General features: G+C 68.0%; 21 protein-coding genes and 1 pseudogene. 6 read left to right on the top strand and 16 right to left on the bottom strand.

Annotation, left to right across the window (positions count from 1 at the left end; all coding sequences use genetic code 11):
* Window positions 1-58 precede the first annotated feature (58 nt).
* Window positions 59-1027: a tRNA pseudouridine(38-40) synthase TruA gene (truA, locus tag QO259_RS10790; RefSeq protein WP_207037064.1), complete on the bottom strand. Its 969-nt coding sequence runs from the start codon at window positions 1025-1027 to the stop codon at window positions 59-61.
* Between the two features lie 23 nt (window positions 1028-1050).
* On the bottom strand, window positions 1051-1938 hold the full coding sequence (locus QO259_RS10795) for a hypothetical protein (protein ID WP_285949986.1): 888 nt from the start codon (window positions 1936-1938) through the stop codon (window positions 1051-1053).
* A gap of 53 nt (window positions 1939-1991) precedes the next feature.
* Between QO259_RS10795 and QO259_RS10800 the strand changes: the two genes are divergently transcribed.
* Together QO259_RS10800 and QO259_RS10805 are read left to right on the top strand one after the other, a co-directional pair.
* Entirely contained in the window at window positions 1992-2690 is a 699-nt protein-coding gene (locus QO259_RS10800; protein WP_285949987.1) for a hypothetical protein, read from the top strand.
* Between the two features lie 163 nt (window positions 2691-2853).
* A complete protein-coding gene (locus tag QO259_RS10805) occupies window positions 2854-3075 on the top strand; it encodes a hypothetical protein (RefSeq protein ID WP_285949988.1) in 222 nt (73 codons plus the stop codon).
* Window positions 3076-3575: 500 nt separating this feature from the next.
* Here QO259_RS10805 and QO259_RS20365 read toward each other — a convergent pair.
* The 5 genes and pseudogenes from QO259_RS20365 to leuC all read right to left on the bottom strand — a co-directional run.
* Window positions 3576-3950: pseudogene (locus QO259_RS20365) on the bottom strand (type IV pilus assembly protein FimV); the annotation flags it as partial.
* Window positions 3951-4150: 200 nt separating this feature from the next.
* Window positions 4151-5266, bottom strand: coding sequence for an aspartate-semialdehyde dehydrogenase (gene asd, locus QO259_RS10810; protein WP_285949989.1), 1116 nt, complete (start codon window positions 5264-5266; stop codon window positions 4151-4153).
* Between the two features lie 233 nt (window positions 5267-5499).
* Window positions 5500-6579 (bottom strand): 3-isopropylmalate dehydrogenase, encoded by a 1080-nt coding sequence (gene leuB / locus QO259_RS10815; RefSeq protein ID WP_285949990.1) that lies wholly within the window; start codon window positions 6577-6579, stop codon window positions 5500-5502.
* A gap of 54 nt (window positions 6580-6633) precedes the next feature.
* Window positions 6634-7278, bottom strand: coding sequence for a 3-isopropylmalate dehydratase small subunit (gene leuD / locus QO259_RS10820; RefSeq protein ID WP_285949991.1), 645 nt, complete (start codon window positions 7276-7278; stop codon window positions 6634-6636).
* A gap of 31 nt (window positions 7279-7309) precedes the next feature.
* Window positions 7310-8770: a 3-isopropylmalate dehydratase large subunit gene (gene leuC, locus QO259_RS10825; protein ID WP_285949992.1), complete on the bottom strand. Its 1461-nt coding sequence runs from the start codon at window positions 8768-8770 to the stop codon at window positions 7310-7312.
* A gap of 200 nt (window positions 8771-8970) precedes the next feature.
* Between leuC and QO259_RS10830 the strand changes: the two genes are divergently transcribed.
* Together QO259_RS10830 and QO259_RS10835 are read left to right on the top strand one after the other, a co-directional pair.
* Window positions 8971-9870: a LysR family transcriptional regulator gene (locus tag QO259_RS10830; RefSeq protein ID WP_285949993.1), complete on the top strand. Its 900-nt coding sequence runs from the start codon at window positions 8971-8973 to the stop codon at window positions 9868-9870.
* A gap of 38 nt (window positions 9871-9908) precedes the next feature.
* Window positions 9909-11366 (top strand): hypothetical protein, encoded by a 1458-nt coding sequence (locus tag QO259_RS10835; RefSeq protein WP_285949994.1) that lies wholly within the window; start codon window positions 9909-9911, stop codon window positions 11364-11366.
* 25 nt (window positions 11367-11391) lie between these two features.
* Here QO259_RS10835 and aroC read toward each other — a convergent pair whose 3' ends face one another.
* Both aroC and prmB read right to left on the bottom strand, forming a co-directional pair.
* Window positions 11392-12483, bottom strand: coding sequence for a chorismate synthase (gene aroC, locus QO259_RS10840; RefSeq protein WP_285949995.1), 1092 nt, complete (start codon window positions 12481-12483; stop codon window positions 11392-11394).
* 38 nt (window positions 12484-12521) lie between these two features.
* On the bottom strand, window positions 12522-13469 hold the full coding sequence (prmB, locus tag QO259_RS10845) for a 50S ribosomal protein L3 N(5)-glutamine methyltransferase (protein ID WP_285949996.1): 948 nt from the start codon (window positions 13467-13469) through the stop codon (window positions 12522-12524).
* A 188-nt stretch (window positions 13470-13657) separates the two neighbouring features.
* On the opposite strand from prmB, the gene QO259_RS10850 reads away from it, so the two are divergent.
* Window positions 13658-14254, top strand: a complete 597-nt coding sequence (locus tag QO259_RS10850) for a Smr/MutS family protein (protein ID WP_285949997.1) — start codon at window positions 13658-13660, stop codon at window positions 14252-14254.
* Between the two features lie 88 nt (window positions 14255-14342).
* Here QO259_RS10850 and QO259_RS10855 read toward each other — a convergent pair whose 3' ends face one another.
* The 3 genes from QO259_RS10855 to QO259_RS10865 form a co-directional block, all read right to left on the bottom strand.
* Entirely contained in the window at window positions 14343-15416 is a 1074-nt protein-coding gene (locus QO259_RS10855; RefSeq protein ID WP_285949998.1) for a patatin-like phospholipase family protein, read from the bottom strand.
* 169 nt (window positions 15417-15585) lie between these two features.
* Window positions 15586-16491 (bottom strand): alpha/beta hydrolase, encoded by a 906-nt coding sequence (locus QO259_RS10860; protein WP_285949999.1) that lies wholly within the window; start codon window positions 16489-16491, stop codon window positions 15586-15588.
* Window positions 16482-17285: an alpha/beta fold hydrolase gene (locus tag QO259_RS10865; protein WP_285950000.1), complete on the bottom strand. Its 804-nt coding sequence runs from the start codon at window positions 17283-17285 to the stop codon at window positions 16482-16484. Before QO259_RS10865 ends, QO259_RS10860 begins: the two co-directional genes overlap by 10 nt.
* Window positions 17286-17585: 300 nt before the next feature.
* On the opposite strand from QO259_RS10865, the gene QO259_RS10870 reads away from it, so the two are divergent.
* The gene (locus QO259_RS10870; RefSeq protein ID WP_207037045.1) at window positions 17586-18533 is read left to right on the top strand and encodes an AEC family transporter; all 948 of its coding nucleotides are present in this window, start codon (window positions 17586-17588) and stop codon (window positions 18531-18533) included.
* 193 nt (window positions 18534-18726) lie between these two features.
* On the opposite strand, the gene QO259_RS10875 is transcribed toward QO259_RS10870, so the two are convergent.
* The 4 genes from QO259_RS10875 to QO259_RS10890 all read right to left on the bottom strand — a co-directional run bounded on the left by QO259_RS10875 (window position 18727) and on the right by QO259_RS10890 (window position 22259).
* Complete coding sequence (locus QO259_RS10875) at window positions 18727-19470, bottom strand: FadR/GntR family transcriptional regulator (protein WP_285950001.1); 744 nt, start codon at window positions 19468-19470, stop codon at window positions 18727-18729.
* Window positions 19471-19596: 126 nt separating this feature from the next.
* On the bottom strand, window positions 19597-20397 hold the full coding sequence (locus QO259_RS10880) for an NAD-dependent epimerase/dehydratase family protein (RefSeq protein WP_285950002.1): 801 nt from the start codon (window positions 20395-20397) through the stop codon (window positions 19597-19599).
* A gap of 60 nt (window positions 20398-20457) precedes the next feature.
* On the bottom strand, window positions 20458-21738 hold the full coding sequence (locus QO259_RS10885; RefSeq protein ID WP_207037038.1) for a TRAP transporter large permease: 1281 nt from the start codon (window positions 21736-21738) through the stop codon (window positions 20458-20460).
* A 2-nt stretch (window positions 21739-21740) separates the two neighbouring features.
* The gene (locus tag QO259_RS10890) at window positions 21741-22259 is read right to left on the bottom strand and encodes a TRAP transporter small permease (protein WP_285950003.1); all 519 of its coding nucleotides are present in this window, start codon (window positions 22257-22259) and stop codon (window positions 21741-21743) included.
* Window positions 22260-22315: the final 56 nt, after the last annotated feature.

Raw genomic sequence — 22315 nt, forward strand, 5'->3', positions numbered from 1 at the left:
GTCTCTCCTGGGGCATGGCACGCCGCTTGGCCGGCGTGGTGGCTTTCGGCCGCGCTCTTCACGAGGCGGACTCGGCTGCACGGGCATCGGGATGCGTGTCGACCACGTTCCCCTCGGCGTCGATCCACTTCGGCCATACCCGCCGCCGGCGCATCAGCGGCGTGTCGGGAATCAGGTCGCGGTCGCCGGTCCAGTCGCCGCGGAACGCCAGCATCTGCGGGCCCAGCGGCTCCTCGGGCAGGGCGAAGCGCTCGTCGAAGCGCACATCGACGAAGTGCAGCCCGCAGGCCGGCGCGGTGACATTGCCCAGGGTGCGGTCCTTGAGCGCCAGCAGCTCGGCGGGATAGGACTCGGGCTGTTCGCCGCGCCCCACCGCCACCAGCACCCCGGCGATATTACGGATCATATGGTGCAAGAAGGCGTTGGCTTGCACGTCGATCACCACCAGGGTGCCGTAGCGACACACCTCGATGGCATGCAGATGGCGGATCGGCGTCTTCGACTGGCACCCCGCCGCGCGGTAGCTGGAGAAGTCGTGCTCGCCCACCAGCACCTGGGCGGCCCGATGCATGCGCTCGGCATCCAGCGGCTCGCGACACCAGGTGGCGTGGTGGCGCTCCATCACCGGGCGTGTCGGCTGATTGAGGATGACGTAGCGATAGCGCCGGGCCAGCGCCGAGAAACGGGCATGGAAATCATCGCTCACCGGCACCAGCCAGCGTACCGCGATATCTCGCGGCAGGGTGGCGTTGGCGCCGAACAGCCACGCTTTCTGGGTACGCGGCGTGGGCGCGTCGAAGTGCACGATCTGGCGCGTGGCATGCACGCCGCTGTCGGTACGGCCACTGCACAGCACCTTGACCGGGGCCGCGGCGATCCGCGACAGCGCGGCCTCCAGGGTGCCCTGAACCGACTCGGCGTGGCTCAGCCGCTGCCAGCCGCAGTAGCGGGTGCCGTCATACTCCACGCCGAGGGCCAGGCGGCCGCTCAGCGCCTGGGTATCGTCCTGCCGGGTAAAAAACGCCATCGAAACCTGCAACGCGGGAAAACTTAGGGCCGACCATTATCCCGATGCACCGGCTCGAATTCCACCTCCTCGACCTCCCAGCCGACGGGTATTCCGCGCTGCAGCGAGGTATCCCCCGGGGCGACCCGATGTCGGGGCGTCTCCTTTTCGCTCGACGAGTGCCCGGGCACGGTATTTTCCCCGGACGTAATACCGGGAGAGGTAGTGTCGAGAGAGGTCGTGTCAGAAGACCTATTGGCGGAAGACGAGTTTCCAGAAGCCGTGCTCTCGAACGACGTGCTCTCGAACGACGTACTCTCGAACGACCTGCTCTCGAAAGACCTGCTCTCGGAGAAAGTCTTGTGCGTAGACGTCTCCCCGGCGGCCGGGCTTGCAGGTGCGCTGCCGCGAGCGAATACGCCGTCGGGGGCGGCCGTACCACTCGGTGAAGGCACCTCGGCGGGCGCCGGCTCCCCCAGCGGACGCCAGTTTTGCGAATCGAGATCGAGCGGTGGCAGCTCGATCTCAGGCGCAGCGTCATCCGACGGCGTCGCTGGCGACGTTGGCGCGTCATCGAGGTCCAGGGTCGGCGGCTGGTAGTCGATACGCCACGCTTGCGGCGCCAGGTCATCGCCCAGGGCCAGCGCCGCGCTATCTCGCGCAGCGGGCAGAGGATTCTCGCCGCGCTCGGCAGCGGATCGATCTGGCGTGACTGGCGACCCCGCCCCCAGCGTTTCCGGGGCCACCTCGAAGTCATGCGGCAGGGGTTCGAGTGCCAGCGTCGGCGCGGCATCGCCCGGCGGCTCGCTATCTTCTGCGCCGCAGCCCTCAGAGCCAGATGGCGCCAACACGCTACCGGTGGACGCCGAATCGGAGGAAGGCGTCTTCTCGGGCGCGGATGGCACGTCAGGCGCAGGCGTGGTGTCGGACAAGGACGGCGCTTCAGATAAGGACGGCGCTTCCGGCGAGGCCACGGTGTCGGGCGGTGATGATTGAGGCAGGGGTGACTGGGGCAAGGGCGACGTCTCGCCCCCAGCGCAGCGTCGAACAGCGCATCCACATCCTCGACCCGCGCCAGCGAGAGCGCTTCCTCGTCCTCCGCCAGCAGATTGGCCGCGGCAGTGTCGGCTGCCGCGGCCTTTGCGTTATCGGTGGCCACCGCCCTGCTCTCATCGACATAGCGGGCGCGGTAGTCGTCGGCCAGCGCTTCCGCGCTGCGCCGCTGCTCGCGGCTGGCGCTGTCGTCGAACTCGGCCAGCACCTGCTCCATGGCCTCGATCTCACGCAGCTCGCCGAGCGCGCGGATCAGGCTCAGGCGATGACGCGGATCTTCCGTCAGCCGCGGTTCGAGCCACTCGCGGGCAGCGGCAAAGCGGCCGTAGGCGATATAGATATCGGCCTGGCTGATCGCCGCATCGCCCGTCTCGGTCTCTGCGACATCTTGCTGCGCGCCGCGGCGCCTCCCGCCGCGCTTGATACACCCCAGAAGCTTCCCCGGCGCCCGGTGGCGTGGCGTTACCGGGAGCTCGACGTGCGCCTCGGGAGCGTCGCCTTTCATCTCGTTTTCGCCCATATGCGCTATCTGGGCCCGGGCGCGGCGACGCTGCCACAGCAGGGCCCACAGCAGTGCGAGTATCGCCAGCGCGCCGAGCAGCGGCGCCCAGGACACGGCACGCTGCCATAGGCTCGGCGCCGCCGCGCTGGCGTTTGGCGCCGGGGACACGGGAGACGTCGAGGATGCCGACGGGGTCAACGGTGTGGACTTGGCCAGCGATGTCGCCGCCGCAGACGATAAGGCGACATCCTCAGCCGACGCCGCGCCGCCATCATTCGCGGTAGACGCCTCGGTGGCCGTCCCAGCCGAAGTCGATGACGTCGAGGTCGAGGTCGAGGTCGAGGTCGATGAGGTCGGCGTCGATGAAGCCGGGGCCGAGGAAGCCGAGGCATCGCCGGTCGACCCCGACAATCCCTTGGCCGCCACCATGGCGGCCTCGCCCACGCCGTCGCGCGCCGGCGCCTCTCCGGTCTCGAGCGGCGTGGCGCGTGCGGCGAGCGTCGCCCGCAGCTGATCACGCTGGCGCTGAAGATCGGCGATGGTCGCCTGCTGCCGCTGGGTCTGCTGGGTCAGCGCGGCGACCTGGCGCGCCAGCGCCTCAGTGTCATCCGATCCTGGCGCCCGCGCCGGACGCTGCTGCCCCACCCTCTCAGACCCTGCCGGCGATCCGGCGTCCATGTCGGTCGCCGCCTCGCGCAGCGCGCGAAGCGCCTGCGGGGCCTGATCGGCCAGCGCCGCGACCGTGTCCGCCGGCGGCACGTCGAGGCGCGCCCCGGCACGCAGGCGGTCGAGATTCCCGTCCACGAAGGCACCGCGATTGGCGCGATAGAGCGCCAGCATGGCCGCCTCCCGGGAGACACCCCGATGCGGCGGCAACGCGGCCGCCAGGGTCGAGAGCGTGGCACCGGGCGCGACCGTCAGCGTCCGCGGCCAAGCGGCGGCGCGACTCCCCGCAGACGAAGCCCCGGCAGCCGCCAGCGGCGGACGTGTCGCGGCATAGTCGGGCGGGTCGAAAAGCAGCAACACGTCGCGCTGCCACTGCCCCTGGGGCCAGCTCACGGTCAGCAGCAGATCGAGGAAGGGTTCGCGCACGCGCTGGTCACTGTCGAGCACGATGGCGAGCCCGCCATCACGCTTCTCGACCCGCGCGCTGATGCCATCGCCGAGAGCGTCCGGCGTCAGCCCGGCACGCCGGTAGGCCGCCGCGTCGGCCAGCGTCACCGTGACCTGGCCAGGCTCCAGCTTGGCGCTAGCGGTCAGTGGCAGCACCGCATGCAGCGGCCGATTGAGCGGTGATACCGTCAGCGGCTCCCCGATGCCCAGGGCGTGTACTCGAGTAGCCAGCAGCAGCCCGCAACCGCCGATGAAGAGCGTGACCCATGACCGCATGCTGTCTCCGCCTGCACGATGGTTTTAAAGAGAAGTGTTCGCATGGATGATCGGCCAGCGCCACACAATCTTTAACATCGCGTTACGCGAAAACAACGCAACTCGCCAACCCAGATTCTCCTGCGCGCGAACGCAAGAGCCCCGCCGGCGCGGGCGCCAGCGGGGCTCTTGGGTCGGCTGACGCGTGTCAGCGCGTCGGTTCAGGCGTGTTCGCGCACGATCCGCAGCATGCGCTTGAGCGGCTCGGCAGCCCCCCACAGCAGCTGGTCACCGACGCTGAAGGCAGTCAGATACTCGCCGCCCATGGCCAGCTTGCGCAGACGCCCCACCGGGATGGTCAGGGTGCCGCTGATCGCCGCCGGCGTGAGCTGTTCGATGGTCTGGTCCTTGTCGTTGGGTACGACCTTGACCCACTCGTTGTGCTTGGCCAGACGGTCTTCGATCTCGTCGAGCGGCACGTCCTGGCGCAGCTTGATGGTGAACGCCTGGCTGTGCGAACGCATGGCGCCGATCCGCACGCAGAGGCCGTCGATCGGGATCGGCTGACTGCCGGTGGCGAGGATCTTGTTGGTCTCCACGCCGCCCTTCCACTCTTCCTTGCTCTGCCCGTTCTCCATCGCCTTGTCGATCCACGGCAGCAGGCTGCCGGCGAGCGGCGCACCGAAGTTGTCGGTGGGGAAAGCACTACTGCGCAGGGTCGCGGTGACCTCGCGGTCGATGTCCAGAATCGCGCTGGAGGGCGTCGCCAGCTCCTGGGCCACGGCACCGTTGAGCGCCCCCATCTGGGCCAGCAGCTCGCGCATGTGCTTGGCGCCGGAGCCGGAGGCCGCCTGATAGGTCATGGAGGTCATCCACTCGACCATATTGGCTTCGAACAGCCCGCCCAGCCCCATCAGCATCAGGCTGACGGTACAGTTGCCACCGACGAAAGTGCGAGTGCCCTTGGCCAGTTGGGAGTCGATCACATGGCGGTTGACCGGATCGAGCACGATGACCGAGTCGTCGGCCATGCGCAGGGTGCTGGCGGCGTCGATCCAGTAGCCCTTCCAGCCCGCTTCACGCAGCGGCTGGTAGACGGCGGTGGTGTAGTCACCACCCTGGCAGGTCACGATCACGTCCATCGCCTTGAGTTCGGCGATATCGTCGGCGTCCTTGAGCGCCGGCACGTCCATGCCGATGTCCGGCCCCGGCTGCCCGGTCTGGGAGGTGGAAAAGAACACCGGCTCGAGACCGGCGAAATCGTTGTCATCCAGCATGCGCTGCATCAGCACGGAACCGACCATACCGCGCCAGCCGACGAATCCGACTTTCAACATAGATTGGTTACCCCGAAGACGGAGGGAGCCACGACCGACCACGGCAGTCATCTCCCGGCCGACACGGCTCCGCTTCCATGAACGTCTGCCGTGACGCGCGTATCGCGCTCGCCACGGCCCCCTCGAAAGAGTCTCAGTCTAGCAGCCCGCCGGACGCGGCGCCGATCCGCCGCAGGCGCCAAGCGCGTAAAGGCGACGACGTTGCGTCCACGCGGGCCGCAGGCGCGGTGGAATCAAGCGTTGGCGAACGCGGCCACCACGGCATCGCCCATCTCTACGGTGGAGACCTGGCGGGTACCGGGATAGGCGATGTCGGCGGTGCGCAGGCCGGCATCCAGCACCTGCCCCACCGCGCGCTCGATGCGCTCGGCCAGCGCGCTCTCGCCGAGAGAGTAGCGCAGCATCATCGCCACCGACAGGATCGTCGCCAGCGGATTGGCCAGCCCCTGACTGGCGATGTCCGGCGCGCTACCGTGACACGGCTCGTACATGCCCTGCTGGCGCTCGTTGAGCGACGCCGAGGGCAGCATGCCGATGGAGCCGGTGAGCATCGCCGCGGCGTCGGAGAGAATGTCGCCGAACATGTTGCCGGTGACCACCACATCGAACTGCTTGGGCGCGCGCACCAGTTGCATGGCGGCGTTGTCGACGTACATGTGCGACAGCTCGACGTCCGGGTACTCGGGGGCCAGCCGGTTCATCACCTCACGCCACAGGATGGTGACCTCGAGCACGTTGGCCTTGTCCACCGAGCAGAGCTTGCCACCGCGCTTCTGCGCCATCTCGAAGGCGACTCGGCCGATGCGCTCGATCTCCGACTCCGAGTAGACGTAGGTGTTATAGCCCACGCGCTCGCCGTTGCGCGTCTCGATGCCCCGCGGCTGCCCGAAGTAGATCCCCCCGGTCAGCTCGCGCACGATCATGATGTCGAGCCCGGAGACCACCTCGGGCTTCAGCGTCGAGGCCTCGGCCAGCTGCGGGTAGAGCAGCGCCGGGCGCAGGTTGGCGAACAGGTTGAGGTTCTTGCGCAGCCCCAGCAGGCCCTTTTCGGGACGCTTGGAGAGATCTTCCAGCGTATCCCACTTGGGCCCACCCACTGCGCCCAGCAGAATGGCGTCGGCGGCCTTCGCCTTGGCCAGGGTCGACTCGGGCAGCGGATGCCCTTCGGCGTCGTAGCCGGCGCCACCGACCAGCCCCTCATCGAGCTCGGCATCGAGCCCGGCAGCGCGGCAGGCGTCGAGCACCTTGACCGCTTCGGCGGTGATTTCCGGCCCGATACCGTCACCGGGCAATACCAGAATCTTCTTGCTCATGCGTAATCCTTGAAAACCCGCCTGGAGAGCGGTGTCGATGCGGGTGTCAGTCAATCAAGCGTCGCGAAACAGCCACGGCTGCGCCTGGCGATGACGCTGTTCGAAGTCGCGGATCGCCCCCGCCTGTTCCAGCGTCAGACCGATGTCGTCGAGCCCTTCCAACAGGCAGTGCTTGCGGAACGGGTCGACCTCGAAGGTGATCGTCTCGCCGCTCGGCGTGGTCAGCTGCTGGCGTTCGAGATCGACGTCGAGGCGATAGCCTTCGCTGGCCTCGGTCTCCTGGAACAGGCGCTCGACGGTCTCCTCGTCGAGGGTGATCAGCAGGATGCCGTTCTTGAACGAGTTGTTGTAGAAGATATCGGCGAAGCTGGGCGCGATCACCACGCGAAAGCCGAAGTCGTCCAGGGCCCAGGGGGCGTGCTCACGCGAGCTGCCGCAGCCGAAGTTGCGCCGCGCCAGCAGCACCTGGGCGCCGCGATAGCGCGGCTGGTTGAGGACGAAATCGGGGTTGAGCGGACGGCTGGAGACGTCCTGGCCCGGATAGCCCTCGTCGAGATAGCGCAGCTCGTCGAACAGGTTGGGGCCGAAGCCGGTACGCTTGATCGACTTCAGGAACTGCTTGGGAATGATCAGGTCGGTATCGACGTTGGCCCGATCGAGCGGCGCCACCAGTCCCTGCAAGTGTTCGAATTTCTTCATCGTCGTCACTCCTCGTGAATGGGGCCGGGTCTCAGGCGCTGAGCGCGTCGTCACGATCCCGCGCGTTGCCGGGGTCGTAATCGCGCACGTCGACGAAGTGCCCTTCGATGGCGGCAGCGGCGGCCATCGCCGGGCTCACCAGATGGGTGCGCCCGCCGTAGCCCTGGCGCCCCTCGAAGTTGCGGTTCGAGGTCGAGGCGCAGCGCTCGCCGGCGCCCAGCTTGTCGGCGTTCATCGCCAGGCACATGGAGCAGCCCGGCTCGCGCCACTCGAAGCCGGCCTCGATGAAGATCTTGTCGAGCCCCTCGGCCTCGGCCAGACGCTTCACCAGACCGGAGCCCGGCACCACCATGGCGAGCTGGACGTTGTCGGCGACCTTGCGCCCCTTGGCCACCTTGGCCGCTTCGCGCAGGTCTTCGATACGCGAGTTGGTACAGGAGCCGATGAACACCTTGTCGAGGCGGATATCGGTGATCTTCTGGCCCGCCTCGAGCCCCATGTACTCGAGCGCGCGCTGCATGCCTCGCGCCACCGTCTCGTCGTCGGCGGTGGCCGGGTCGGGCACCTCGGCGGAGACGTTGACCACCATCTCCGGGCTGGTGCCCCAGGTCACCTGCGGCTCGATGGCGGCGGCGTCGAGCTCGACCACCTTGTCGAAATGGGCGTCGGCATCGGAGACCAGCTCACGCCACGCCGCAACCGCCGCCGGCCACTGCTCGGCGCTGGGGGCGAAGGGGCGCCCGCGCAGGTACTCGATGGTGTGGTCGTCGACCGCCACCAGGCCGACCCGGGCGCCGGCTTCGATCGCCATGTTGCAGATGGTCATGCGGCCTTCCATCGACAGCTCGCGAATCGCGCTGCCGGCGAACTCGATGGCGTAGCCGGTACCGCCGGCGGTGCCGATACGGCCGATGATCGCCAGCACGATATCCTTGGCGGTGACGCCGAGCCCCAGCTGGCCCTCGACGCGCACCTGCATGTTCTTCATCTTCTGCGCGATCAGGCACTGGGTGGCGAGCACGTGCTCGACCTCGGAGGTGCCGATACCGTGGGAGAGCGCGGCGAAGGCGCCGTGGGTGGCGGTGTGCGAGTCGCCGCAGACCACGGTCATGCCGGGGAGCGTGGCGCCCTGCTCCGGCCCCACCACGTGGACGATGCCCTGACGCTCGTCATTGATGCGGAACTCCTCGATATCGAAGCTCTCGCAGTTGGCATCCAGGGTCTCGACCTGGATGCGCGAGACGTCATCGACGATCCCGGCGTTACCGGCGCTGCGCTCCTTGGTGGTGGTCGGCACGTTGTGGTCCGGCGTGGCCAGGTTGGCGTCACGGCGCCACGGCTTGCGCCCGGCCAGACGCAGCCCCTCGAACGCCTGCGGCGAGGTGACCTCGTGCAGCAGATGACGGTCGATGTAGATCAACGCCGAGCCGTCGTCGCGGCTGGTCACCAGATGCTGCGCCCACAGCTTGTCGTAGAGCGTTTGGCCTGCCATGTCTCGATCTCCTCCGTCGCCCGTCTCGACGCGGTTGCGCGACGCTGTCGGTATGCCGCGAGCGACCCGGCCACGGGCCGCTCGGGGTTGGGAGAGCCAAGATACGCCCGAGCCATGCATAAAAGCAATTCATCTTGATTATGCTTTGAATTCCACACCAGAATAGATGCATTCACCAGCCGCATCGCGAGGGCCACCCCATGGACACCCAGAGCCTGCAGGCCTTCATCGCCGTTGCCGACACCGCATCTTTTTCCCTGGCCGGCGAGCGTCTGCACCTGACCCAGCCGGCGATCAGCAAGCGCATCGCCGCGCTCGAGGCGCAGACCGACGCCAAGCTGTTCGACCGTATCAATCGCCGCGTCAGCCTCACCGAGGCCGGCCGCCTGCTGCTGCCGCAGGCGCGCCGGATCCTGCAGCTGGTCGAGGAGAGCCGGCGCCAGCTGCACGACCTCAGCGGGCAGGTCGCCGGCAGCCTGACCCTGGCCACCAGCCACCATGTCGGGCTGCACCGCCTGCCCCCGGTGCTCAAGGCCTACACCCGGCGCTACCCGGGGGTCGATCTCGATCTGCGCTTCCTCGACTCCGAGCAGGCCTACCAGGGCGTGGTCTCGGGGGCGATCGAACTGGCGGTGGTGACCCTGGCACCACGCCCCAACCCGCAGGTGGAGTCGGTACCGGTATGGACCGACCACCTGCGCTTCGTCGCCGCCCCCGAGCACCCGCTGGCCGGGGCCGGTCGCGTCTCGCTCGGCGAGTTGGCCAGCCATCCGGCGGTGCTGCCCGGCCCGCTCACCTTCACCCGTGACATCGTGGTCGATGCCTTCTCCCAAGCCGGCCTCGCGATCAGCGTGGCGCTCTCCACCAACTATCTGGAGACGCTCAAGATGATGGCGGGCATCGGGCTGGGCTGGAGCGTGCTGCCGGAGAGCATGATCGACGCCGAGGTGACAGTGCTGGCCGTCGACCACCCACCGCTGGTGCGCCGTCTGGGCTATCTGGTGCATCGCGAGCGCACCCTCTCCAACGCCGGCCGCGCCATGCTCGCCCAGCTCGAGGCGGCGCGCCCCGACCTCGCCGAGACGCCAGATCAAACCTAAGCTTCAGCGGACCGAGCGAGACACGAGGAGCACACGACATGGCCGCGTCAGCGTCATCCGCGCCCCGGAGCGGCGTGCGAGAGCCGGAGCAGGCAAGCCGTGATGACAGCACGAGTGAGTGCGAATCCAGCCGCCCGCCGCAGCGCCTGGGCCTGATCCCGGCCCCGGAGCTGCCCGAGCGCATCGCCGCCGGGCTGGCCGAGGAGCTGCCGACGCTGCTCACACGCCACACCGACGACCGCCACGCCTGGCGGGTCGAGTGCGTCACCGACCCGCTGATCGGTGCCGACGGTACCGGTGCGGAACTGATCCAGCAGGCCGCCAGGCTCAAGCATGAGCACGGCTGGGACTACGCGCTGTGCATCACCGACCTGCCGCTGTTCCGTGACGGCCGGCTGATCGTGGCCGAGGCCAGCGAGGCGTGCGGCGTGGCGGTGATCTCGCAGCCGGCCCTGGGCGCCTCGCCGCTGCACGACCGGCTGCGCGAGGCGACGCTGCACCTGATCAACGAGATGCATCACGGCAGCGCCCCCGACGATCGCGAGCGCCAGCAGGCGCACGTCGACCGCAGCCGCCGCACGCGCCGTGCCCACGGCATCCGCAACGCCAGCGCGCGCCAGCTGATCGGCTCGCGCCTCGCCGAGTGGCTGACCCCGATCCGTCGGGTCACCCCGGACGACCAGGCGGGCGACGAGAAACGGTCACAGGCGCACGAGACGGATCAACCCGAGATCGACGTGCGCTTCATCTCTGCTGCCCCCGTGCGCGGCCATCTGCGCCTGCTGGCGGGCATGGTGCGCGCCAACCGACCCTGGACCATTGTGCCCGCGTTCCGGCGTATCGTGGCGGTGGCCTTCGCCACCGGCGCCTACGGGCTGATCTTCCCCACCCTGTGGCGCCTCAGCGCCGCCTATGAAGGCTACCGCTTCGTGCTGCTGATGGTCGCCGCGATCGCCGCCATGGTGATCTGGCTGATTCTCGATCATGGCCTGTGGGAGCCCCAGCGCTATACCGGCTCGCCGCACCTGACCCGGCTCTACAACCTGACCACGCTGCTGACGCTGCTGCTGGGCGTGGGCTGCTACTACGCCATTCTCTTCGCGCTGTTTCTGGTCGCGGTGATCCTGTTCGTCCCCGCCAGCCTGCTCGAAGCCACGGTCGAGTCCTCCATCGGCTGGTGGAACTTCCCGGCGCTGGCGTGGCTGGCGACCTCGGTGGCCACCGTGGCCGGCGCCCTGGGCTCGAGCCTGGAGAGCGACGAGACCATCCGCGGCGCCACCTACGGCTACCGCCAGCAGCTTCGCCAGCGCAAGGTCAAGGCGCGCCAGCAGCAGGCGCAGGAGGAGGGCCACCAAGGCAGCGACCGCGATGGCGAGGAAACAACGGGCGCGGACGAGAACCGCGGCCGTGAGAGTGAAGCGCCAGAGGGAGAGCCCGGGGGCGGCGAAGACGCAGGCCGCAGGCGCGATCGTCGCGAGGCCCGGGGCGACGAGTGATCGCCGCCCTGGCCGTGTCCAGCGCCTAGAGTTGGCCCAGACGCGGGGTGCCTACCCGCACATCGGCATTCTGACCGCGGTGGCGCAGCCAGTGATCCATCAGCGTCAGCGCCATCATCGCCTCGGCGATCGGCGTGGCGCGAATCCCCACGCAGGGGTCGTGACGCCCCTTGGTGATCACCTCCACCGGCGCGCCGTCGACATCGATCGAGCGCCCGGGCTGGGTAATGCTGGAGGTCGGCTTGAGCGCCAGGTGCGCCACCAGCGGCTGGCCGGTGGAGATACCGCCGAGCACGCCGCCGGCGTGGTTGGAGAGAAACCCCTCCGGGGTCATCTCGTCACGGTGCTCGCTGCCGCGGCTGGCGACCACACCGAAACCGTCGCCGATCTCGACCCCCTTGACCGCATTGATGCCCATCAGGGCGTGGGCCAGGTCAGCGTCCAGGCGGTCGAAGACCGGCTCGCCCAACCCCACCGGCAAGCCTTCGGCCACCACGGTGATCTTGGCACCGACGCTGTCCTGGTCGCGACGCAGCTGATCCATGTACGCCTCGAGCTCGGGCACCTTGTCCGGATCGGGGCAGAAGAACGGGTTGTCGTCGACGCCTTCCCAGCCCTTGAACGCGATCTCGATCGGGCCGAGCTGGCTCATGTAGCCGCGCACGCGCACGCCCTGCTGCGCCAGCCAGGCCTTGGCGATGGCTCCGGCGGCCACGCGCATCGCGGTCTCGCGGGCGCTGGAGCGGCCACCACCACGATAGTCGCGGATGCCGTACTTGTGGTGATAGGTGTAGTCGGCATGCGCGGGTCGGAACTGCGCCTGGATCTTGGAGTAGTCCTTGGAGCGCTGGTCGGTGTTCTCGATCGCCAGCCCGATCGGGGTGCCGGTGGTGCGCCCCTCGAACACCCCGGAGAGGATCTTCACCTGGTCCGGCTCGCGCCGCTGGGTGGTGTGGCGCGACGAGCCCGGACGCCGCCGGTCAAGATCGCGCTGCAGATCGGCCTCGCTGAGTGCGAGCCCCGGCGGGCAGCCATCGACGATGGCGCCCAGCGCCGGGCCGTGACTCTCACCGAAGGTGGTGACGGTGAACAGTTTGCCGAAGGTGTTGCCGGACATGCGGGTTCCTCGGAGAAAAGGGAGCGAAAGCGAATCGATCAGGCGGCGGCGAACTGGGCCGCGTGGGCGTCGAGGGTCTCGGCGTCGAGCACGAAGACACCCTCACCGCCGCGCTCGAAGTCGAGCCACAGGAACGGCACCTCGGGGAAGGCGGCCTCGAGGTGGCGCTGGGAGTTGCCGACCTCGACCACCAGGATGCCGTCGTCGCTGAGATAGCCACGCGCTTCGCGCAGGATGCGACGCACGATATCCAGGCCGTCGCTGCCCGCGCCCAGCGCCAGGTCCGGCTCGTGGCGGTACTCCGCCGGCATCGCCGCGAGGTCACGGCTGTCGACGTAGGGCGGGTTGCTGACGATCAGATCGTAAGTCTGCCCGGCGACGCCCTCGAACAGGTCGGAGGCCACCGCACGCACCCGGCGGCCCACGTCGTGACGCACGATATTGGCCTTGGCCACCGCCAGGGCGTCGGGGCTGATGTCGACCAGGTCCACCGCACAGGTGGGTAAAGTCAGCGCCGTGGCGATGCCAATGCAGCCGGAGCCGGTGCACAGGTCGAGCACCCGCGCCGGCGGCGTGGCTTCGAACCAGGGCGCAAAGCCCGCCTCGATCAGCTCGGCGATGGGCGAGCGCGGAATCAGCACGCGTTCGTCGACCTCGAACGGGTAGCCGGCGAAGAACGCCTCCCCCAGCAGATAGGGCAATGGCCGACGGGTCTCGATACGCTGGCGTGCCAGGCCCACGATGCGTTCGCGCTCTACACCGAGCAGGCGCGCGTCGAGCACCGCCGGGTCGGCATCCCACGGCAGGTGCAGCGCCCCGAGCACCAGCGCCACCGCTTCGTCCCAGGCGCTGTCGGTGCCGTGGCCGAAGTGCAGGCGGTGGGTGAGAAACTCACTGGTGGCCCAGCGCAGGCAGTCGCGAACGCTGATCAGCTCGCTGGCGAGGGCGTGATCGGTGAGCGTCAGGGTGGTCGCCGGGCTGGACATGGGTCGGGCTCGCAAATGGCTGAAAAACGGACGACGATTGTACCCGCAAGGGTCGGCGCTTCACAGCCGGGCATGCGTCCGCGATGACAATCCTTTACCCTTTCGCCCGCGGCGCGAACGCGCCCGGTGCGGCCCGATGGCAACCTCCGGCCGGCATCGACCGAGATGGCAAACAGAGGTAGAACGGCATGACGCAGATTTCCGGCGACGATCCCTCAGGTGGTGACGACGCCGATCTCGGCGCCTTTCGTCAGGCGCTTGAGGCGGCCGGCGTGAAGAAGCTCGAGATCAATCGCGCCGATACCGGACGCCGCCGCCGGCACGCGCTCAACGCCACGGCACGCCGTGAGGCCGCCGAACAGGCGCCACCGCAGGCGCTCTCCAGCCTCTCCGATGGCGGCGTCGAGGCGGTCACCCCGCATCAGTCGCTGGCCTTCGCGATTCCCGACCTGCCGCCACGCACCTTCGCCCAGCTCAAGCGCGGACGTATTCCGTGGGAGGGCGGGCTCGATCTGCACGGCTATACCCTCGACGAGGCGCGCCTGGAGCTGGAGTCGTTCATCGACGACGCCATCGCCAACCGCCTGCGCTGCGTGCTGGTGGTCCACGGCAAGGCGCGCGGCACCAGCGCCGGGGGCGCCGCCTATCCGGTGATCAAGAGCCACGTCAACACTTGGCTCAAAAACTGGTCACGGGTGCTCGCCTTCTGCTCCGCCAGCGAGATCGACGGCGGCACCGGCGCGCTCTACGTGCTGCTGCGCACCCGCGGCGGCGAGCCAGAGTGAGACCCGGCGTTCACGCCTGGTGTTCACTTCTGGTCCTCGCTCCAGGCACTCACTTCTGATATTCACTCCCGGGGCTCACTCCTGGCACTCACTCCTGACGTTTGGGCGATGACAGCGGCAACGGCATCTCCGTGCGCGAGCCACCGCTGCTGAGCGGATGCCGGCGCGCATTGACCGGCTCGCCGCTGGCGCGGGTCTGATCGCGCTGCGCCTCGTGGCGATCCAGCGCCTGGGCGGCGAGATAACGGCCGAGCTCGATCAGCGCTTCGGCACGGTGGAATTCATAGGCCCCGCAAACGCTCTTGGGCACCTCGATCAGCACGTCCGGCGGGTAGCCTGCGATCTTGTACTTGGCCAGGGCCGCCTGGGTGATATCGAACGACGCCAACATCATGTCGAGTTTGCTCCAGGCGCGCTCGGTCTGGCTCGACCAGGTATCGCCGGCGCTCTCCTCCTCGTCGCTGAAGGAGGAGATCATGCCCTGGACACGGTTGCGCACGCCCCCCAGCCAGCCGCTGAAACTCTTGCCCGCGGCCTCGCGCTCGCGCTCACGCTGCTCCTCCTCGGCGGCGCGCTCGGCCGGCAGCAGCGCCTCCAGACTGATCGGCCGCGGGGTCTGCGCGGTGGCGTTGACCGCGAGCACGATATCCGCGGACACCGAGACCGTGGGAATGATCGGCAGCGGGTTGAGCAGCCCACCGTCGACCAGCACCTGGCCGTGCTCCTGCACCGGGGTGATGATCCCGGGGACGGCGATGGAGGCTCGGATCGCGCGCAGCAGCGAGCCGCTCTGGAACCATACCTCGCGCTGGCGCGTAAGATCGGTGGCCACCGCGGTGAACGGCAGCGGTAGCGCTTCTATCTGGATATCGCCGACCAGCGACTTGAGCTTGGTCATCACCTTGCCGGCGCGCATCGCGCCCATCGCACTCCAGGTGATGTCGACCAGCCGCAGCACGTCGAAGTAGTCGAGCTGACACACCCAGTCGCGGTAGCCCTCGAGCTGGCCGGCGGCGTGAATGCCGCCGATCAGCGCGCCCATCGAACAGCCGGAGATCGAGACGATCTCGTAGCCGCGCGCCTCGAGCTCTTCGATCACGCCGATGTGGGCGTAACCGCGGGCACCGCCGCTGCCCAGCACCAGTGACACGCGTGGTTTCATCGTCCGTCTCTCCTGGCTGTCGCCTGTACGTCTGTCTCTATGGTGGCAGCGCTCGCTGCGGATGCCCGCCTGCGCCCTGCCTTCCTGATCACGTTGCTGCCGTTCTGACCGCTGCCCTGCCGTTCCGAACGCTGCTATGCCATCTTGATCACTGCTCTAGGCCGAGCGCTCACTGCGGCGGCGAGATATCGTCCAGCCGCGCAAAGCGTACGATCTCCGCCGCCACCTCCGCCACCCGCGTGCGCTCGAGATGCAGATGGTGGCCGCCGCTCAGCACCCGCCGCTGCAGCCGGCGCACCCGCTGGCAGCTCTCGGCCAGCAGCGCGCGCTCGCCGAGCACCCCGGCGGTGGCCTGGATCAGCAGGGTCGGCGCGGTGATCTCGTCGAGCATCGCCAGCATCTGCTCCGGGCTCAGACGCAGCAGCGAAGGCCAGACCAGGCGCCGGTCGCTGCGCCAATAGAGCAGGCCATCCTCGCCCCGGCGCAGCCCGCGCTCGACGATCGGTCGCGCGGTATCGGCATCCAGGCGCGTGCGGCCGCCGTTAACCCGGGCCTCGAGCGCCGCTTCCAGCGTGGCATAGGCGTGCTCGCCGCGCCGTGGCCGCCGACGAGCCCGCACCCCCAGCCGCAGTTGCTCCGGCGCCTGCTGCGGCGTGGTGGTCAACGGGGCGAGACCATCGATCAGCACCAGCCGGGCCACCCGCTCCGGCAGCGCAGCGGCGAGCAGGCTGGACACCCCGGCCCCCATGGAGTGACCGAGCAGCGTCAGCGGCGCCGGGCCCAGCGTCTCGACCACCTCGACCAGCTCGGGCAGATAGCCCCAGGACGAGTAGTCGCCGCCGTCACCGCGGTGCGGTGAGCGGCCGTGGCCGGGAAGATCGAGCGCCACCACTCGGACGCCCAGCGCCTCGACCAGCAGCGGCGCCAGACGCGAGAAGGTCGCCGCGTTGTCGAGCCAGCCATGCAGCGCCAACCATACCGGCGCGTCCGCCGCGCCCCATACCTGCGCCGCCAGCCCGGCCTCCCCCAGCGTCGTCTCTATCGGCACCGCGTTCGCGCTACGGCTCAATGGCATGCCGCGCCCTCCAGCATCCGATCGAGCGCGGCGAGCAGCGCCGCGCGGGTCGCCTCGGGATGCTCGAACGGAAACATATGGCCGCCGGGCACGCAGTCGAGGGCGAGCCCGGTGCGCGCAAGCTGGCGCCGCCGCGCCTGGTTAAGCAGGGTCGAATCCTGACCGGCGATCACCGTGAGTGGCACCTCGAGATGCTTGAGCACACCGGCAAGGTGATCGGGCAGATGGCGAAACACCGCCGCCTCATGGCGCGGTGCGAACAGCAGGCGAGTCGCCCCCTGCTCATCGAGTCGGGTGGCACCGCTGACATAGTCGGTCAGCGCCGCCTCGGTGAAACCCTTGAACAGCGTGTGCTGACGCAGCGATTGACGCATCGCGTCGCGGCTCGGCCAGTGCTCGCGACGCTTGAGCGTCTTGCCGGCCGGGGTGATACGGTCGATGAATCCGGTCAGTTTGGCCAGCTTGAGCAGCAAGGCATCGCGCCCGATCAGCAGCGGCGGGTCGAGCGCGACCACCGCCCGGAAGTGCTCCGGCGCGCGACAGGCGCCCATGATCGAGAGCACCCCGCCCATCGAGTGACCCACGGCGATCACCGGCCGGCCCACCGCGCGCACCGCGTCGAGATACTCATCGCACAGCGAGCGCCAGTTGCGGTCGACCGGGAAATCGGGATGGTGGGCCAGGCGCTCCAAAGGGTGGAGCTCGAAGCGCTCGCCCAGCGGCGCCAGCAGGGTGCGATAGCTGGCGCCGGTGAAGCCATTGGCGTGCGCGAAAACCAGGGGTTGAGGCAGCATCGATCGTCGAATTCCCGTAAACTGTCGCCTTTTCGTCGAACGGCCACCGGCATCGGCCGGCATCGGGAGAACGCCCGGGCAGGCGCTCTCCGGGCGTCTTCATCCGCGTGCCGACGTTCGTGCGTTCGTTGTCCACACGGGCGCTCGTGTCACATGAGCGCTCGCGCTCCATAGAAGGATTGTAACGTGTCCCGCAAAGGTTCCCACCGCGACACTCGTCTGAGAAATCGGCTGTTCTGGGCCGTCATCCTCGCCGCCCTGGTGGTCGGCTTCTGGCTGGTTCGCGGCGGAGAGTGACCCATGGGCCTGCTGGCGGCATTCACCCATACCCTCGAGATTACCCTACCGGTCTTTCTGATGGTGTTCCTCGGTCTAGGGCTCAAGCGCCTGGGCTGGATCGATGCCGCCTTCATCAACACCGCCTCGTCGCTGGTGTTCCGGGTGACCATGCCGACGCTGCTGTTCCTCAGCATCATCCAGGCCGATCTCGACAGCGCCCTGCAGCCACGGCTGATTCTCTACTTCGTCGGCTTCACCCTGGCGAGCTTCTGCCTCGCCTGGCTCTGGGCGATCTGGCGTCACCCCTACGTCGAACGCGGGATCTTCACCCAGGGCGCTTTCCGTGCCAACAACGGTATCGTCGGTCTGGCCCTGGCGGCCAGCCAGTACGGTGACTACGGGCTCTCCGTGGGCGGCATCCTGGCCGGCGCGGTGATCGTGGTCTACAACGTGGTCTCGGTGATCGTGCTCTCGATCTACAGCGAGGACGTGCCCACGGATCTGCGCTCACTGGCGCGCAATCTGGCCAAGAACCCGCTGATCCTGAGCGTGGTGCTGGCGATTCCGGTGGCGCTGCTGGGGCTCGATCTCCCCACCTGGCTGCTCACCTCCGGCGGCTATCTGGGCTCGATGTCGCTGCCGCTGGGGCTGATCTGCATCGGCGGCACGCTCTCGATCACGGCGTTCAAACGCAGCAGCACCATCGCCCTGGATGCCAGCCTGTGGAAGCTGGTGTGGGTCCCCCTGCTGGGCGTTCTCGGCGCTCTGGCGCTGGGCATCCGCGGGCCGGCCCTGGGCATCCTGTTCCTGTTTTTGGGCAGTCCCGGCGCAGCGGCCTCTTTCGTCATGGCCAAGGCGTTCAAGGCCAACGACAAGCTGGCCGCCAATATCATCGTGATCACCACCTTCGGCTCGATGTTCAGCCTGAGTCTGGGGTTGATCGTGCTGAAGTGGCTGGGGCTCGTCTAGGCTTTGTACGAAAACTGCCTGCGCTCGACAATACGGCGTTAAAAATCAGCTCAAAATGCTCATTTACACCCGTAAACTCCGCTTTTTCGCAGATTTTTGCCTTGTCTTGTCTTCGCTCGCCGACTTTTCGTACAAACCCTAGGCCCACGCCGGAAACGCCGAGGGCAGGGTTCGCCGCGGCGCAGCGGCGGGGTCAGCTGCGAGGAATATCCTGATAGGCGGCATAATTGTCGTACGCGCGCTGGAGATGTCGCAGCATGGCGTCCCGCGCTGCTTGCGGCTGCCCCGCCACGATGGCCGCGAGCACGTCGGCATGCTCACGCGCCACGCGCTCGAGGTAGTGGGTCATGGCCGCCGAGTCGAGCTCCACTGCCACCAGCTTGGTCCGCGGAATGGCCCCTTCGTGAAGCTGATCGTAAAGGGCGACGAAGAACGGATTGTGGCTGGCTTCGACGATGGCGCGGTGGAAGTGATAATCCTCTTGGCGCGCCTGGCCGCCTTCACGGCTGGCGGCCACCAGCGCCTCGTGGGCGCGGGTCAGCGCCTCGATGTCGGCATCACTGCGCCGCTCTGCGGCCAGCGCCGCGGCCTGAGAGTCCAGCACCAAGCGCAGTTCTAGTACGTGGAGAATGTCCTCCACCGTGGTGGCACTGATGCGCCGCGCCGGGAAGGCGCTGGCCGGCGCCGAACGCAGCACCCGGGTACCGATGCCGCGGCGAGTCTCCACCAGCCCCATCGACTTGAGATGGGCGATCGCCTCGCGCACCGCGGTACGGCTGACCCCGAACATGTCGCACAGCTGGCTCTCGGTGGGCAGCTTGTCGCCCACCGGAATCTTGCCCTCGGTGATCAGGGCTTCGAGCTGGCGCGCGATCTGGCGCGACAGGCTCTCCTGCATCGAGATGCGCTGCACGCTGAAGGCCTGGGTCTGCTCCATCGTTTCCTCTACCTCTGCTGTGCCGGAGATCGCCGTCGGATATCGCCACCCTGCGGCCCGCCGGGATGACCGCCCCTTGGCTGTCGATTGGCGCTAGCATACCAGCTCGCTGGCGGTGGACGTCATTCACCCCTCGTCGGGGTGACCCTGGGCGACGAACTTGCCACCCTGGAAGCGCACCGCCGGATCATCCGGGTTGAGCCGGCCGTCGGCGGCCTCGACCGCCTCGCGCCAGGGCGCGGAACTCTGACGCGGGCGCCAGCCGAGGAACTGTGCATGGCGATTGTCCCACCACTGCTCGGCGTTGTCGGACGCGCCATAGACCACGGTGTGACCCAGCTGCGGCGCGGCGAAGGCGCGTGCCAGCAGGTCGACGAGGTCCTCCACCCCGAGCCAGGTCGCCAGCATGCGGGTGTCCTTGGGCTGGGGAAAACAGGAGCCGATACGCAGACTCAGCGTCTCGATGCCGAACTTGTCGTGATAGAGGCTGGCGAGGTCCTCACCGAAACACTTGGAGACGCCGTAGAGCGAGTCGGGGCGGTGCGGTACCTGGCTGTCGAGCCGGGTGGTGCGTGGATAGAAACCGATGGTGTGGTTGGAGCTGGCGAAGACCACCCGCGGCCGGCCGTGGCGTCGCACCGCTTCATAGAGGTTGTAGACGCCGACGATATTGGCCGGGAGGATCTCGTCCCACGGCCTCTCCACCGAGATGCCGCCGAGATGGATCACCCCATCGCAGCCCGCGACCAGATCCGCTACGGCCGCGGCATCCGAAAGCTCGCAGGTGACGATCTCCTCATGGGCGGCGGCCGCGCCCGGGTCGAGGATATCGGAGAGCCGCACCTGATGCGCCAGACGCGCGAGATGGGGTCGAATCGCCTGCCCCAGGCCCCCGGCGGCACCGGTCACCAGTAATCGATTGAGCATGCTGAAACTCCTTCATGTTCGATGGCACAGCGGATGGCGCCCGGCGTACCGGGCGCGAATTCACTGCAGCAGATGGGGCAGCGTCAGCGAGATCGCCGGCACATAGGTGACCAGCATCAGCACCGCGAACAGCGCCAGGTAGAACGGCCAGATGGTCTTCACCGTCTGTTCGATCTTGATCCCGCCGATCGCGCTGCCCACGAACAGGCAGCCCCCCACCGGCGGCGTACACAGCCCAATGCCCAGGTTCATCATCATCAGGATGCCGAACTGGGTCGGGTCCATGCCGAACTGCTGCGCCACCGGCAAAAAGATCGGGGTGCAGATCAGGATCAGCGGCGCCATGTCCATGATCATGCCCAGCGCCAGCAGCAGCAGGTTGAGCATCAACAGCACCACGATCGGGTTGTCGGAGACCGAGGTCAGCCCGTTGGCGAGCATCTCGGGCACGCTGTATAGCGCCAGCAGATAGGAGAACGCCGAGGCGCAGCCGACCAGGATCATCACCAGCGCGGTAGTCTTGACCGCCTGATAGACCGCGGTCTTGAACGCCGCCCAGCGCAGCTCGCGGTAGACCAGCCCGGTGACCACGATGGCGTAGAGCGCGCCGAAGGCGCCGGATTCGGTCACCGTGAGGACACCCGAGAGCACCCCGCCGACGATGATCACCGCGGTGAGCAGACCCGGCAGCGAGGCGCAGAAGCTGATCAGCAGCGCCGCCCAGCCGGGAAAGGTTTCGCCGCCGTAACCGCGCTTCACCGCCACCACGTAGGCCGCCACCGCCAGCGCCAGACACATCAGGATGCCCGGCACGATCCCGGCCACGAACAGCTGAGTGACCGAGATGCCGCCACCCGCGGCCACCGCATAGAGAATCATGTTATGGCTGGGCGGGATCACCACCCCGGCGATCGACGAGGTGACCGTGACATTGACCGCGTAGTCGGTGTCGTAGCCCTTCTCCTTCATCACCGGAATCAGGATCGAGCCCAGCGCCGAGGTATCCGCCACCGCCGAGCCGGAGATACCGCCGAACAGCATCGACGAGGTGACGTTGACCATGCCCAGACCGCCGCGCATGCGCCCTACCGCCGCCGAGGCGAAACGCACCAGCCGCCGCGAGATACCGCCGTGGAGCATCAGTTCGCCGGCGAAGATGAAGAACGGGATCGCCAGCAGCGAGAACACCGAGATCCCCGAGACGATGCGCTGGAAGCCGACGAACAGCGGCAGCCCCTCGTAGAGGAAGGTCACCACCGCCGACAGCCCCACCGCGAAGGCGATCGGTGCGCCCACGATCAGGCCCAGCGCGAACACCCCGAAAAGAATGATCAGTCCCATGGTCAGTGCCCCTTGCGTGTCGAGATCGCGCGCTGGATCAGCTCGGCGCCGGTGAAGATCACCAATAGCACCCCGCAGGCCACCAGCGGTGCCGAGCGCCAGCTCTCCGACAGCCCCAGCATGGGGATCGGGCGGTCGGCGTTGTTGAGCATCATCAGCCACCCCTGCCAGGCCATGACACCGCCGAAGGCGATCACGAAGGCGTCGGCGATCAGCTGCATCAGCAGGCGCAGCGGGCGTGGCGCACCCTCGCGCAGGAAGTCGATGCTCAGGTGGGAATGGAACCTGACCCCGGCGGCAGCCCCCAGGCAGGTGATGTAGACCACGATCAGCAGCGACGACTGCTCGATCCAGGTCGGGGTGTCATTGAGCACGTAACGGCCGAAGACCAGCCAGCCAAACGAGAAGATCAGAAATACCAGCAGTACGCCGGCGACGATCAGGCAGAGTCGCGCCAGCGTATCGAGCACCTTGTCACACGCCGAGGTGCCAGCGGCCACGGGCGGCTGGGAGTCGTTCACGGTGAGATCCTGTCAACTGCGGCGAAGAGGCGGCCAGCGCGCCTCCCGGCGGAGAC

Source organism: Salinicola sp. JS01 (assembly GCF_030284585.1).
GTDB lineage: Bacteria > Pseudomonadota > Gammaproteobacteria > Pseudomonadales > Halomonadaceae > Salinicola.

Coding starts and splice junctions, on each gene's coding strand:
- truA (WP_207037064.1), bottom strand. CDS start 1,027: ATGGCGTTTTTTACCCGGCAGGACGATACCCAGGCGCTGAGCGGCCGC.
- asd (WP_285949989.1), bottom strand. CDS start 5,266: ATGTTGAAAGTCGGATTCGTCGGCTGGCGCGGTATGGTCGGTTCCGTG.
- leuB (WP_285949990.1), bottom strand. CDS start 6,579: ATGAGCAAGAAGATTCTGGTATTGCCCGGTGACGGTATCGGGCCGGAA.
- leuD (WP_285949991.1), bottom strand. CDS start 7,278: ATGAAGAAATTCGAACACTTGCAGGGACTGGTGGCGCCGCTCGATCGG.
- leuC (WP_285949992.1), bottom strand. CDS start 8,770: ATGGCAGGCCAAACGCTCTACGACAAGCTGTGGGCGCAGCATCTGGTG.
- QO259_RS10830 (WP_285949993.1), top strand. CDS start 8,971: ATGGACACCCAGAGCCTGCAGGCCTTCATCGCCGTTGCCGACACCGCA.
- QO259_RS10835 (WP_285949994.1), top strand. CDS start 9,909: ATGGCCGCGTCAGCGTCATCCGCGCCCCGGAGCGGCGTGCGAGAGCCG.
- aroC (WP_285949995.1), bottom strand. CDS start 12,483: ATGTCCGGCAACACCTTCGGCAAACTGTTCACCGTCACCACCTTCGGT.
- prmB (WP_285949996.1), bottom strand. CDS start 13,469: ATGTCCAGCCCGGCGACCACCCTGACGCTCACCGATCACGCCCTCGCC.
- QO259_RS10850 (WP_285949997.1), top strand. CDS start 13,658: ATGACGCAGATTTCCGGCGACGATCCCTCAGGTGGTGACGACGCCGAT.
- QO259_RS10855 (WP_285949998.1), bottom strand. CDS start 15,416: ATGAAACCACGCGTGTCACTGGTGCTGGGCAGCGGCGGTGCCCGCGGT.
- QO259_RS10860 (WP_285949999.1), bottom strand. CDS start 16,491: ATGCCATTGAGCCGTAGCGCGAACGCGGTGCCGATAGAGACGACGCTG.
- QO259_RS10865 (WP_285950000.1), bottom strand. CDS start 17,285: ATGCTGCCTCAACCCCTGGTTTTCGCGCACGCCAATGGCTTCACCGGC.
- QO259_RS10870 (WP_207037045.1), top strand. CDS start 17,586: ATGGGCCTGCTGGCGGCATTCACCCATACCCTCGAGATTACCCTACCG.
- QO259_RS10875 (WP_285950001.1), bottom strand. CDS start 19,470: ATGGAGCAGACCCAGGCCTTCAGCGTGCAGCGCATCTCGATGCAGGAG.
- QO259_RS10880 (WP_285950002.1), bottom strand. CDS start 20,397: ATGCTCAATCGATTACTGGTGACCGGTGCCGCCGGGGGCCTGGGGCAG.
- QO259_RS10885 (WP_207037038.1), bottom strand. CDS start 21,738: ATGGGACTGATCATTCTTTTCGGGGTGTTCGCGCTGGGCCTGATCGTG.